The following is a 12,649-nucleotide window of genomic DNA, read 5'->3' on the forward strand; positions in this document are numbered from 1 at the left end:
CTGTGCCGGCGATGACAAGGGAACTGGCAAGGATGGCAGTCTCGGCGAGATGTCGCGCTATCGAAGGAAGAAATTTCATGGGAGTTTCTTTCAAGGTTAGGTTTAAGGAAGAATGGATTGCGATCAGATGGACAAAACTGGTTTTGAGCAAAGAATCTCAATGACACCGAGGTAATTCGTACTTCACCGATGAATAGTTACATTGTTGAAAAAAATAGTTTCGACCTGGCGACAGGGTCTTAGGGAAAATCAGTTCAACAATTGAGTCCGCTCTGTAACCAATCGCACCCATGCCACGAATTAGCAAAGATAAAGAGGGCGACCTACAAGGCCGGGAGGATCGGCTACGCAACAATTTTCTAAAAGGTCTGACGGGTGACGCGCAGGCGTACCACGAACTTTTGATGGCACTCGCTACACATTTGCGAGCATTTTTTCGACGCCGCCTGATGGGCGCTCCAGATGAAGTCGAGGACCTAGTGCAAGAAACCCTTTTAGCCGTCCATACCAGACGACACACCTACTGTGAAGATCAACCATTCACCCCTTGGGTGTACGCCATCGCGCGCTACAAATTGGTGGATTTTTTTCGCGCACAGGGTAGTCGGGCTCACGTGAATGTGCCGATGGAAGATGACATGGACATTTTCACGACCGCCGATAGAGATGCAAACGATGCACAGCGTGATTTGGATGGTTTACTGCAAGATTTGCCTGACAAACAGCGCTTGCCCATCATGCACATGAAGATCGATGGTTTATCCGTCGCCGAGACTGCCCGCAAGACGGGATTGTCTGAATCGGCTGTCAAGGTCGGGGTACATCGTGGTTTGAAAGCGTTGTCGCAATTAGTTAGGAGAAAGACGTGAATACAAACGAATTGGTGACCTTGCTGTCAATGGACGCTAAAGGCCCAGCTTACGGCAAAGGTCAAGGTCAATTGCTTGCTTCTCTGGGGCTTGGTGCCCTGCTGGGTTTAACGGCGATGCTTATGTTCTATGGCATCAGATCGGATATTGGGCATGCCGTGCAATTGCCAGCGTTTTGGTTAAAACAGGCATTCCCGTCAATGTTGCTGATGCTTTCAGCTGGCATGCTCTTTCGCGTTGCCTATCCAGGCCGTTCCCCAGGCCTTTGGGGCAAGGCTCTCTGGATTCCGTTTGCCATGGCGTGGGTCGTGGCCGGGCTGTCCCTTGCGATGTCGGCTCCACAAGCCAGATGGGGACTTGTCCTTGGTGCAACTTGGACACGCTGTTCATTGGACATTGCGTTTGTCGCCGTGCCTGCGCTAATCACCACTCTATGGGCGATCCGGCAACTGGCACCTGTGCGGCTTGATGTGGCCGGTGCTGTATCTGGACTTTTTGCTGGTTCGGTTGGTGCAGCAGCTTATGCCCTGCATTGTCAGGAAATGGAAGCGCCGTTTGTGGCGATTTGGTACATGGTTGGGATATCCATCCCAGTTCTTGCCGGCTGGTTACTTGGCCCCAGGCTTTTGCGTTGGTAGGGGTGGTAAATTTTCAACATCAAGTGTTCAAAATATAGTCAGACCGACCCTCGGCAGACTTGCTGAGACCAGTTTTCCGCCATGAAGTATGGGTGACACTTGCGCGAAGCCATCATAGGCCTGCGCTTATTTCTTGACTTCTTCGTCGTCCCAACTGGCGTTGGGCTTTCATGGCCTTGCTGAGAAACGGCACCTGCAAACTGAAGTTCTTGCAGCCAGAGCACATCATCACGTGTACCTTCAAACTCATTTTTTCCGGCAACGACAGGGATCGTTCCTGCGATTCGGATATCAGTTTGGTAGCTTGCTGACAGTTCATCATGCGTGTTCTCCCTTCAGGAACCATGTGTTTTCCAGGCACTCGCGCAGGCGCAGTCGAGAGCGGTGCATCATCACATTCAGGTTGGTAGTGGTAATTCCGACTGCCGTGCAAATCTCAGCAGCGTCGAGCTCGACAAATTCCTTCATCATGAATACCCTGGCCTGGTTGCCAGGCAAGCCTTCCAGGCACGCCTCAAATACTTTCCAGAACTGGTTCTGGTGCAGCGCACTTTGTGGGTTGCCCCAGGTGGCGGGTTTTTCATCTGCTTGCCAAAAGCCTTTTTGATCAAACAACTCAGAAAAGTCTTCGCCTTCCTCATCTTCCCGCATCAAGCTACTGGCATCCACCATGCGTTGCTTTTGCCGCAAGGTATCCGCAATCTTGTTACGCAGGATGGCGAAAACCCAGGTTTTCAACGCCGCTCTACCGGCAAAAGACTTGGCATTTTTGAGCGCACCGATGAGCGCCTCTTGCACAGCATCTTCTGCCGCGTGGCTATTGGAGAGTTGCAGCGTCGCAAACTTCACCATCTGACGGCGCAAGTCATTCAAAAATGCCGTGTCAGACAGAATCGATGCGTCAGACACATCCAAGCCCATACCTTCAATTGCCGATGTGTCCATCATTGATTTCCTCGCGGTGTCAATTCGTTTTTGGCTGCGCTGTAACTTGCGACGCAGTAGGGCACAAAATAATTCAACGCCACATGAATCCACGAAATGCCCGTGCCCGCCATGATGGCACCACCTTGGTTAACCAGGTTCAAAATACTGCCCACTACCAAAGCGATGCGCAGTGAATTTTTGACAATCTTGCCAGAGCAGGCGGCTTGAAAGAGTGTTCGCATCAATGGCTCGACTGGTAAGAGGATGAAGTTGCCAATAGCGCCATAGCGGGCATGGCATCCACACTGGCAATGACGGTTCTTTGAATCAATTCGTCATCCAATTCCGGTTCAAGATCGGCGGGGCGACCTTGATGCCCCGTCGGGGTGGCGACCAGACATTGATCACCTTCTTTGATCTCGAACTCGCCAGTACAGTTGCGGCAATATATTTTTTCTCCCGCTTTGCTGTTTTTACGCAGCACCAAAGTCGGGCCGCACATGGGGCAATTCTGCAGCGGGATGCCATCGTCACTGTGCCCCAGGAGATGGTCAAGCTGACCGGCTTGCCCCATGGTGACAAAGATGTCGGCAAAGTGGGCATCGAATTGCGTGCCTTTCTCGGCGCTAAGAATGCCAAGCGCTTTGTCGCGATGCATGCCCTGGCGGTAGGGGCGGTGGCTGGTCATGGCATCAAAGGCATCGCATACGCCCACAATTCTGGCCACTTCTGGAATCGATTCACCGCTCAGGCGCACCGGGTAGCCCTTTCCATCGGGACGCTCATGGTGCAGCCCGATCGCGTCCTTCACCAATACTGCCAGCGGATGTCCGGCCAGCATGCGTGTGCCCATATTCGGGTGAGTTTTGATGACCTCGTATTCCAAATCCGTCAGGCGATCGGTCTTACGCAAAATTGCATCGGGTATGCCAATCTTGCCCAAGTCGTGCAGAAAACCACCCAGGCCCACGCGAGCGGCCTCGGCCTCACTGAACTTGGCCTGCTCTGCCAGTAACCTCGCATAGCGTGACACGCGCCAGAGATGGCCGCCGGTATAGGGGTCTCGGGCCTCAACAAACCAAGCCATGGTGAGTAGGCTTGCCAGCAGATGTCGGGTTGTTGTCTCAACTGAAACTTTTTCTTCAGCTTGCGCATTTCCAAGCCAAAGCCCTGCTTGTTTGAACCAACTCATAGCGTATCCTCCATCAATTGAGACGCCAACTTGGGAGGGTTTTCAGAAAACCGGCGGATGAAACCGCGATCAATCCAGTCCTTCCAGCGCCACACCCATTGTCCTTCAGCCGACCACCGCCCCCAGGACGCTACCGCGTATCGAGGACCACAAGACAAGAGATACAAGGAGCGTCGCTTAGGGCTGTACGGCCGCAGGGATCCTCCATTGACGATTGCCATCAGGTTTTCAGCCAATACGGGGCCTGCATGCACGGCGTGCACCCCGGAGCGTGACATGACTGCGTCAAGGCGGGCGCAGACATCGCCTGCAGCAAAAACATTCGGGTGTGACACACTGCGGTGATACTTGTCCACCAGGATGTAGCCACGCTCATCCAGCCCCAGCTTGGACAGTCCCAGCCAAACGGCGGGGCGTGCGCCCGTCGCGGCAATTACCTGATTGGCTGGCACAAGGTGGCCATCAGCCAATAAAACGCCGTCTTCTGAGCCCACGCCGCGTGCAAAATGCAAGCCCAATCCGGCGTGTTCGGCAAACCGTTGCACCCGAGCTTGAACCGCCTTAGCGTGTCCGGGCAGCAATCCGGACTCGGAAGCGACCAGGTCAACATGCCCATCAACGCCAGCACGTGTAAAGGCCTGTTGTGCGGCAAGCGCCATCTCGACCCCTGCCGCGCCACCGCCGACCACCACCAATTTGTAGTTCTTCTTCGCCTTGGCTGCCGCCAAAATACGCGGCCAACTGGCAAAGAAGTAGTCCAATGGTTTCACTGGCAACAGCTTGTCCCCAAGGGTTTCCAGCCAGGAGGTATCGGTTTCGCTGCCAACATCGAGCGACAGCAAGTCATATTCAACGTGCGGACCATGGGCAAATCCAACACAGCGCCTCGCAGCGTCCATGCCGACGATTTGGTCGAGTATCAGACGGGCACCGGCTGCCTGAACCAATGGATCGAGGTCAACACGACACTGGGCCTGTGTGTAATGTCCCGCAACCCAGCCAGGCAACATGCCTGAATAGTTCTGGTATTTTGAAGGCGTGATCAGGACAACATCCAGCCCTGCAGGCCGTTTGTCCGCCAGTGCACGAAGGACCGACAGGTGGGCGTGACCGCCACCAACCAAAACAAGTCTCTTGGTCACTGTGTGGCCTACCGGAAATGTCGTTGAATCAGACGCGCAGCAGCGCTTCGGCGCTCAGGTGAAGTCAGGTCATCTTTGCTGAGATACAAAAAAGTCTCTTGCCGTCCCAATTGGGCCGCAGCCGCAGGTGTTGGGTCAACGCCCGTGATAGTGGCCTGGATACCGGCCTGCTTCGCGATGCGTTCCAGCGCAGGACGGGCTTGCTCAAACGACAGCATGGCCGCAAACAGGACCGGAACACGAGGTGCCACGCTCTTGAGTTTCAGAAACACTTCTTCTGCTGACTCTGTGATCGATGACGACAAGGCCAGTGAAATGACTGCTCCTGCAATACCAGAAGTCTGGCTTGACAGGCCGCTGATGTGTTCCAGCTTGTCAGTGCCAAATCCACCTTCCTCCAGGAACGGTTTCATGACCGAGACGATGAAGGTGTGCGGGCGGGCGATAAGAACAGTTTTAGACATTGGGTTCCCTCTGAAGTGGTGACATGAGGTTTAGTCGCGGCATCACCCAGATTTGTTACACGTCACTGACTCAATTGGCGTGGGGGCATGCCTGGTGGTCTTTGCGGGTGCTCGGAAAAGATTTCGATGCCTGTGTAAGCATTTTTGAATATCAAACGACTATGTCCGTGAAAGTCTTGTTTTTACTTGACCTTCTGAGTTTTTCCATAAATGTTGCCCGTTTCACTTTCCAAGGATTTCTTCATGAACCAACTTTCTTCCAAAATCGTAAAAACCCTCGCCTCCGCAGTCGTCACTGCCGCAGCCCTTTCGGGCGGTGCTTTTGCGGCTGGTTGCGCTGGCACCAAGTGTGGCACCAAATCGAGCATGGCTAAATGCGGAGCCTGCAAAGCCAAGTGTGGTGCAGCCATGCCGCAATGTGCTGCAAGCAAAGCCCATAAAGCCAAGAAGGTGAAGGCAAAGTGCGGTGCCTGCAAAGCCAAGTGCGGTGCCAAAAGTGGTGGCTGTGCAGCCGTCAAACAGTAAGCCATCCGTCATTTCATAAACTTCAGGAGCATCACCATGAATTCAATGTCTTCAACTCTCGCTAAAGCTCTGGCAATGGCTGTGGTCACCACGGCAGCTCTGGGCGGTTGTTCCATGATGTGCAGGGCTTGCGGCGGCAACAAGTGTGGTGCCAAAAGCTCCATGCAGAAATGTGGCGCATGCAAGGCCAAATGCGGCGCTTGTGCTGCAAAACAATAGTCCTCATCACTTTTGATTCGCGGTGACTGCTTGGTCATCGGTTTTGATTTTTCGATCCATGACAGCTTCATCCCATCTCCGACGGCATTGGCGCGCTGCTTCGGACACACAGATCGATCTGGCGCTGCGCAGCGCGCGCGCCAGTGTTTCAGCTTTTTCTACAGCAACAGCGGAGCATGGGTCTTTGATTCAGAACTGGATCGCAGGCCGCGAGGTATTGGAGTTTGAACACTACCCACCGGATGACCTGGTAGACGTGCGCAAAGGTTCCCAGTTCTATTACCACTCTCACCGCAATGGTGACCAAGAACACGGACATTTGCACTTGTTTTGGCATGCCACGGCGACAGGACGTAGACGGTATTTGAAACTAGGAAAACCCAGGTGGAATCGCACCGAGCCGACGCATCTTTTTGCGATTTCTCTCGATGCGAGAGGTCTTCCAGTGGGCCTGTTCACAGTGAACCAATGGGTCACCGATGGCCATTGGTTTGATGCTGCCACCACCATGGCTTGTGTCGATCGGTTCGCGATGGGCGGGATTGAAGGCTATGAGCACTCTTGCCGCTGGTTGACGGGCTTTGTTCGCTTGTATCGGCCTTTGATCAATGAGTTGCTCGTGCGGCGTGACAGGCGCATGGCGCGCCGGTCTGATTTGACGAAAGCCCTGCAGGATCGGGATTTGGAGGTGCTTAGCCTGACACCGATTAACTGGATTGCCGACATGGATGCCCTAGAGGCAGAGGCTGCTCGGCGTGGCAGATAACGTGGCACCGTTGTCGATACAACAAAATTGCTGCAATTTCCCTGTGAAATACGTTTTGGAAAGGTTCTTATGAAAATTGGCAAACTCGTTCTCTCGACGCTCCTTGTCTTCGGTGCGTTGGTGTCACATGCGTTAGAGATCAAACCGTACTCTGCGAGTGTGCTGGAGCAGACGCAAAAGGCCGACAAACCAGTAGCGCTGCACTTTCACGCCGACTGGTGCCCGACTTGTCGCGCTCAAACGAAAGTCTTGCAAGACCTGAAGTCCGAAGCTGGACTGGACATCACAGTGCTGGTGGCCAACTACGACACGGAAAAAGACCTGAAGCGCCGCTTTAATGTGCGCGCCCAGTCCACATTGGTGGTTTTGCATGGAGAGAAAGAGACTTACCGTGTGGTCGGCGACACCTCACCAGGGGGTCTTCGCGGCGCCTTGAAATCGGCACTTTGACGCGGTGCGACCATGTCCCTTGCATTGACTGTTCCGCAAGTTGGGTTAAGCCTGTTTGCCGGTAGTTTGACCACTTTGTCGCCTTGCGTATTCCCACTGTTGCCTCTGGTATTGGGAGGCGCTTTGCAGGGCAACCGCTTCGCACCCGTCGCCATGGGCGTGGGCATGACAACCTCATTTGCGTTGATTGGCATGGTGCTCGGAGCGCTAGGCCCGGCTCTTGGCATTGACGGTGACACCGTGCGCACAGGCGGCGCTGCAATGCTGATCGCCTTCGCTGCTGTGATGCTGGTTCCGGCCATGGGTGAACGATTCACGCAATGGATGTTGCCGATTGCCAGTTCAGCCAACGCGGCATCAGCCAAACTCGACAGCGGCTCCTTGTTGGGCGCACTGATGCTTGGAAGTGTTCTCGGCCTGGTGTGGAGCCCCTGTTCCGGACCATTGTTGGGGTCGGCCCTGACGCTGGTAGCCAGTGAAGGTGGTGTTGCGCGCGGTGGTATGGTGCTTGGCATTTTTGGCCTGGGTGCAGCCATCCCACTGGTGGCGGTGGCTTACGCATCGCGCAGTGGGTTTATGCGCGTGCGAGACTGGGTGCTAGCCCGCATCGAGAGCGTACGTTACGGTTTTGCGTTGTTACTCGGTGCCATGGGGGTCGCGATTTTGACCGGCGGCGATAAATGGCTTGAAGCGCAGGTTCTGCAGTGGTTGCCGGATGCCTGGGTTAATTTCACTGTGGGAATATAGCGACGACACGTTTGCTCGGGCATGTTGGAGTCAGCCAAGATTGACGACTAGATGGCTTTCAAATTCATGAAATTGATTTGCCAGTAAGCTGACACTGGCATCCGTCTGTTTGACGCGGTGTGTTGTGAGCGGATCGGTATCTGCCGAACGACGCGGTGTTAGAGTCGCCGTGCATTGCCATGATCATCGGTAGTTCGGCAAGATGATCGACCGGTTGACCATGACGTTGAACGCCATGCCAGGGCGAACTTGCAGCGTGGGTGAAATGTTCAAGCTTTTCTGCAAAATCTTCGAGCTCACATCACTCAAGGAATTCATGGCGGCAGCAGAGGCTTGAGCCGAGCCGGACGGGGTGTTGAATGCCCCCTGGTTTTGTGGCTGCGACTGTTGGGCGGCAACACCCAAAAATGACACCAACAGAGCTGACGACCAGGTTTTCCAGAAGTGGTTATTCACCTGATCTTCCATGCCGGATTGACCTTGACCGTCGGCTGCCGACATGCCGCGCAAGGCAATCCGCGAACCATTGGGCAAGATCAGTTCATCCCACGCCGCCAGCACCCGTGATTGACCATAGGCGACATCAGCAGAGTACCTGCCGACCAGGCGCGAACCCTGTGGGATCACCACAGCGTCAGGGTCGTTGGTGGCATAAACAGTTTGGCGGGTTTGGGCCACGATGGTGCCAGGCAGATCGGAATTGATGCCAGACAGCATGACCGCGGGGATGACGGAGCCCGCCGTCAATTCAAATTCGCCTAATTTGGGTTTGAGCAATTCCGGCAAGTAGCCGTTGTCAACTGCTTCCTTCATGAAAGCCTTGTTGCGCGCTTGGGCCGCCACTGCAGGGTCAAGGCCAGCGGAACCGCCAGCAGCCAAAGTGGGAGGTAAATTTCCTGAATTACTGCTGGTACCTGCCACCCCGGCTGGCGAATTCGCCATGCGCATGGCCTCAGCCGTGGCAGACGCACGCGCATTCGCAGCACGCCCATTGGCGGCTGAGAGCTTTTGATTCACACCGCCAACCACGCCCTCACCATCAGCAGTCACGCCCATGATTCCCCCCGTAGCCGATTTGGCAGCCAGCGCGGCACCACCCTTGCTGATGTCAGAGGTTTCTGCGGAATCAGAAGCCATGATCTGCCCCTGAAGGCGCTCATACTTGCGCTTTTGCAGCCACAACCGATGGGCCTCAGCGGGTGAGGGCGGTGAGGCACCACCACTGGCAGGTTGAGTTCCCGCCGAACTGCCTTTTGGATTTGACGAGCGGCTTGTCAGTGGCCCTGTTTGCTGACCATCAGCCATTTGAAGAGTGGCTTGATTGCCAACCGCAGCAGCGGCAACAGTTGCTCTGCGCTGGATGTCTTCAGCGTTTTCCTTGTAAGGAGCCGTTTGGCCTGGTGCATCGCTGGCGGTCAATTGTTTTTTAGACTCAGCATTGCCACCACTTTTGCCACTGATCATCACGCCGATCAAAATTGCCGATGCCACCGTTGACGCGCCGCCCAAGAGTAAAAACTGGCCTTTTTTGGACAGTCGCTTGGTGCCAGGCGGCGGCGTATGAATTTCCAGCGGTTGCCCCGGTCCATCAATGGCCGCCACCTCAACGTCCGCAGGATCGTCAGCTTGGGACTTTTTGCCGAATCTGAACATCATTTGCCGCCCCAGCTGAACAAACTGTTTGGCACTGATTTTTGGCATTTGACGGTTTGGGCGCTGGCACCCACACCCAGAACCAGACTGAGTTTGGCAGGTTTGCCATCGATGATGTAATAGCCATTCACCAGCCGGGAATTCAGCAGCTCGGTTTCATTGTTCGAGACATTGAACACCGCTGGTGCATCACTGGCTGATGCGCTAGGTGGTAATTGAATGAACGTGTGTGTGTCATTGGCAAAGACCCGTGCAGGCTTGAACGCCGCCTCACCGGTGCAGGTGTAGCCAAAATCAAGCGTCGTTGGATCAAGCTTGCCAACCGATTTGTCCGCCACGACCCTTTGGGCTTTGGCTTGTTCAGTGGCAAGCTTGGTGGCCGCAATCGTTGCCTCAAATTCTGCTTTTTGCCGTGCTGACGCTTGCGCCTCAACACTCAAGTCGCGCGTCATGGCAGCCGGGTCATACCAAGTCACCATGGGCACATACTCGGTTTTACTCGACACCAGGTGCATGTAATAGATGCGGCCCTTGTCGGTCGTCACCACCAGATTCGTTGACAGGCCTGCCTGTGTGGGTTTGATCATCATCACCGGCTTTGCCCCGGCTGTTGCGGTCTGTAACAACCATCGCACCGTATCGCCAATTGACACACTGGTCGCGGCCTCGCCATCTTGCAGTGCAACTGAGCAGACGTGTAAAGGTGCGCAAGTGATTGTCGGGCGTGAATACCCATAGGGATATTCGACAGCGCCACCGGCACCGACCAGCGCATCAGCCGTGCCTGTTTGTTCCCAGCGTTGCGCGGCGGCAAGCCTTGCGGCATCGGCGGCAGGAAGTTTTCTGACCTGGACCTTGGTTGTTGGCAGCATGGGTGACGGAGCCAAGACTTCAGGGGATGCCGTGATTTGTTGCTTTGCAGGGGTGGGATGCAAAGCCAGGGCTTCAACTGCTGGAGCTGATCGCGGGGGTGATGGTTGAGTGGACATCTGGCCATGATCGTCCGCTTCAATGGTTTCGACGGTGGCAGGCTTGGTTGACGAAGCAGCAGCATTTGACTGTGCAAATGCGCTGGCAGCCAAGGAAAGAACAATGAGGGTGAGGAAGGATTTTTTCATGATGACTGCCTTTACAGAACTTCTTTTGTCCAGGAGATGGACTTGACGTAAATGCCAAATGGGTTCCAGAGCGCGACTTTGGAGTTTTCTGCCAGCTTGGCGTCAACCCCGACCGTGACGACCGCTTTCCAGTGTTCCGCCACAGCCGTCGCCCCAGGCTTGGCTTTGGTCTCCACCCATGACACTTGATAGGCTTCACCGCCTTGGGGAATGACGGATGAGATGTCAACGCGGGTGACCGAGCCATCGACCGAAAAAGGTGAGTTGTCTTTGAAGAAATCATTCAGAAAGCCGGCCACGTCACGGCCTGCCATGGCATACACCCGGTTGAGCGTGACTTGTTGGGCAACCGCATCCGGCAACATGGAGCGGACGTCTTTGATGAAGGCGGCCAGTTGTGCCACCATTAACCGCTTGTCAAAATCACTTTTTGCAACCGGCGCAGGACGGGCCACAGCAACCGGAGAGCCGAGTTGATCGGTGACAACCACAAACGGTTGAATCTTTGATTGGGACCCGATGAACGCAATGCCCACCACAGCCACAACCGCGACAGCCAAGGAGCCAGCCGCAATCAGTTGCCAATTGCGCGCGCGTGAGATCAATCCACCGTATCGCTCATCCCACTCCCGGCGAGCGTTGAGGTATGGATTTTGTTTTGACATGCATGCGTCCTTTTTGAGTGCTGTTGCCAAATACCGTTTTGGCGCAAGCAGCACAAAAAAAGGAAACAAACCCCCCAGCCGTTCGCTCTACCCGCTGTCTCTAGCAATTTCTGCTTTGGTTTCCGGGAACACCAACCGGTAGTTTCGTAGGTCTTCTTCGAAGGCATTGCACTGCTTTAGCGCTTGGTGGAGCTCGTGGCGTGGTCGGGTGTAGTCGAAGGCAGCCGTCCAGGCCTGGATACGGGTCATGGCTCGGATGTAGGGCGTTGCGTCGGCATGGTTCGACAGGCTTTTCAGCGGCAACAGGTAATCTTCGCGATAGACCGTCGGCACGATGATGCGTGACCGGCCTGCCGCGCTAAGCACGCAGTTCATAGCAAGTCGCGCCGTTCTTCCGTTACCGTCTTTGAAGGGGTGAACTTCGGAGATGACGAACATGGTCATCAGTGCGCGAGCGAGGGGGTCCTCCAGCGCGCGAATCCGCTCGAAGCCCTCACGAAGCGTGCCCTGCACGAACTCGTGTGACACAAATAGCGTCGACCCCGCCTGGTTGTTTTGGTTTTTCCACTCCCCAGGATTTTTCTCCAGTCGGGACTGCATGACCAGCGCGTTGACGTTTTTTAGCCAGCCCAGGAAGTCGTCAGCAGTGCCGGCCGGCTGGTCGCGCCAGGGGGCTCGCATGGCAGCCTGGAAGGTTCCCAGGATGTCGTGTGAGTCCTCGGTTCGGTTCGCGATGAGCTTACCTTCAAACACAATTTCCTCGGCCTCGCTGACCAGGAAGGTGGTGCCCTCGATATAGTTCGAGAAGTACGACTCGAAGAACGCGAAGTTCTCGCGCGATACCCCCACGTCCGCGGTGGAGGCCACCTCCGGCAGAGCCTCCATTCGCAGGCGGCTGAACAGTGTGTCGAAAAGGGCCAGACGGTCTGGGTCATAGGGGCGCCCGGCGGCGCGGGCAAAGGCTTGTTTGCTGTGCAGCTTTTTGCTCTCGTGGGTCCCCAGCATGGCGCCCATGATGCCATCCAGGCGCTTGAACTCTTTTTCCCGGCCCAATTTTTCTGCCAGCGTGCGGCAGGTATCCCGGAGTTGATTGAATCGGTACTCCCCACGAATTGAAAGAACCTTGTCGAGCTCCGACTCAAGCACGTCCTGAGAAAGCGTTCGCTCACCGACACCGCGGCCAGTTGCCAGGTTCTCCAACAACCAGCGCGACTGGCTCGCCAGGAAAAAGCCCTTGTAGGGCGTGTCACCCTCAACTGCGCCTGGTCCTGGGA

At 55.3% G+C, this 12,649-nt stretch carries 17 protein-coding genes; 5 read left to right on the top strand and 12 right to left on the bottom strand.

The genetic code is table 11. The annotated features are described in order from the left end of the window. Positions 1-290: 290 nt before the first annotated feature. Together PHF15_RS15815 and PHF15_RS15820 are read left to right on the top strand one after the other, a co-directional pair. A complete protein-coding gene (locus PHF15_RS15815) occupies positions 291-869 on the top strand; it encodes a sigma-70 family RNA polymerase sigma factor (protein WP_300122649.1) in 579 nt (192 codons plus the stop codon). Further along, positions 866-1,507: a DUF1109 domain-containing protein gene (locus tag PHF15_RS15820; RefSeq protein WP_300122651.1), complete on the top strand. Its 642-nt coding sequence runs from the start codon at positions 866-868 to the stop codon at positions 1,505-1,507. The genes PHF15_RS15815 and PHF15_RS15820 overlap by 4 nt, the downstream gene beginning before the upstream one ends. Positions 1,508-1,619: 112 nt before the next feature. Here the strand turns inward: PHF15_RS15820 and PHF15_RS17055 are convergent, their stop codons facing one another. The 8 genes from PHF15_RS17055 to PHF15_RS15855 form a co-directional block, all read right to left on the bottom strand. Continuing rightward, a complete protein-coding gene (locus PHF15_RS17055) occupies positions 1,620-1,853 on the bottom strand; it encodes a zf-HC2 domain-containing protein (protein ID WP_366520624.1) in 234 nt (77 codons plus the stop codon). After that, on the bottom strand, positions 1,826-2,455 hold the full coding sequence (locus PHF15_RS15825; protein ID WP_300122653.1) for an RNA polymerase factor sigma-70: 630 nt from the start codon (positions 2,453-2,455) through the stop codon (positions 1,826-1,828). Before PHF15_RS15825 ends, PHF15_RS17055 begins: the two co-directional genes overlap by 28 nt. Beyond that, complete coding sequence (gene nrtS / locus PHF15_RS15830; protein WP_300122655.1) at positions 2,452-2,676, bottom strand: nitrate/nitrite transporter NrtS; 225 nt, start codon at positions 2,674-2,676, stop codon at positions 2,452-2,454. Before nrtS ends, PHF15_RS15825 begins: the two co-directional genes overlap by 4 nt. Further along, on the bottom strand, positions 2,676-3,626 hold the full coding sequence (locus tag PHF15_RS15835; RefSeq protein ID WP_300122657.1) for an HD-GYP domain-containing protein: 951 nt from the start codon (positions 3,624-3,626) through the stop codon (positions 2,676-2,678). The genes nrtS and PHF15_RS15835 overlap by 1 nt, the downstream gene beginning before the upstream one ends. Continuing rightward, entirely contained in the window at positions 3,623-4,768 is a 1,146-nt protein-coding gene (locus PHF15_RS15840) for an FAD-dependent oxidoreductase (RefSeq protein WP_300122660.1), read from the bottom strand. The genes PHF15_RS15835 and PHF15_RS15840 overlap by 4 nt, the downstream gene beginning before the upstream one ends. An 8-nt stretch (positions 4,769-4,776) precedes the next feature. Further along, complete coding sequence (locus PHF15_RS15845; protein WP_300122662.1) at positions 4,777-5,232, bottom strand: hypothetical protein; 456 nt, start codon at positions 5,230-5,232, stop codon at positions 4,777-4,779. Positions 5,233-5,414: 182 nt separating this feature from the next. Beyond that, positions 5,415-5,762 carry a hypothetical protein gene (locus PHF15_RS15850; protein WP_300122665.1) on the bottom strand — a complete coding sequence of 116 codons (348 nt, stop codon included), beginning with the start codon at positions 5,760-5,762 and terminating at the stop codon, positions 5,415-5,417. A 3-nt stretch (positions 5,763-5,765) separates the two neighbouring features. After that, positions 5,766-6,047 carry a hypothetical protein gene (locus PHF15_RS15855; protein WP_300122667.1) on the bottom strand — a complete coding sequence of 94 codons (282 nt, stop codon included), beginning with the start codon at positions 6,045-6,047 and terminating at the stop codon, positions 5,766-5,768. Here PHF15_RS15855 and PHF15_RS15860 point away from each other — a divergent pair. The 3 genes from PHF15_RS15860 (at position 6,035) to PHF15_RS15870 (ending at position 7,939) form a co-directional block, all read left to right on the top strand. Then, positions 6,035-6,742: a hypothetical protein gene (locus tag PHF15_RS15860; RefSeq protein WP_300122669.1), complete on the top strand. Its 708-nt coding sequence runs from the start codon at positions 6,035-6,037 to the stop codon at positions 6,740-6,742. The two genes, PHF15_RS15855 and PHF15_RS15860, sit on opposite strands and share 13 nt — an antisense overlap. Before the next feature lie 69 nt (positions 6,743-6,811). Beyond that, entirely contained in the window at positions 6,812-7,192 is a 381-nt protein-coding gene (locus PHF15_RS15865) for a thioredoxin family protein (RefSeq protein WP_300122671.1), read from the top strand. 12 nt (positions 7,193-7,204) lie between these two features. After that, positions 7,205-7,939 (top strand): cytochrome c biogenesis CcdA family protein, encoded by a 735-nt coding sequence (locus PHF15_RS15870; protein ID WP_300122673.1) that lies wholly within the window; start codon positions 7,205-7,207, stop codon positions 7,937-7,939. 183 nt (positions 7,940-8,122) lie between these two features. On the opposite strand, the gene PHF15_RS15875 is transcribed toward PHF15_RS15870, so the two are convergent. From PHF15_RS15875 to PHF15_RS15890, 4 genes are all read right to left on the bottom strand, one after another. Next, positions 8,123-9,595, bottom strand: coding sequence for a TrbI/VirB10 family protein (locus tag PHF15_RS15875; protein WP_300122674.1), 1,473 nt, complete (start codon positions 9,593-9,595; stop codon positions 8,123-8,125). Further along, positions 9,592-10,464 (bottom strand): TrbG/VirB9 family P-type conjugative transfer protein, encoded by an 873-nt coding sequence (locus PHF15_RS15880; RefSeq protein ID WP_300122676.1) that lies wholly within the window; start codon positions 10,462-10,464, stop codon positions 9,592-9,594. Before PHF15_RS15880 ends, PHF15_RS15875 begins: the two co-directional genes overlap by 4 nt. A gap of 257 nt (positions 10,465-10,721) precedes the next feature. Continuing rightward, positions 10,722-11,375 (bottom strand): type IV secretion system protein, encoded by a 654-nt coding sequence (locus PHF15_RS15885; RefSeq protein WP_300122678.1) that lies wholly within the window; start codon positions 11,373-11,375, stop codon positions 10,722-10,724. An 87-nt stretch (positions 11,376-11,462) separates the two neighbouring features. After that, positions 11,463-12,649 (bottom strand): Fic family protein (locus tag PHF15_RS15890; protein WP_300122680.1); only part of this gene is annotated, 1,187 nt, incomplete at its 5' end.

Origin of the sequence: Rhodoferax sp. (assembly GCF_028689295.1) — a bacterium.
Lineage (GTDB): Bacteria > Pseudomonadota > Gammaproteobacteria > Burkholderiales > Burkholderiaceae_C > Rhodoferax.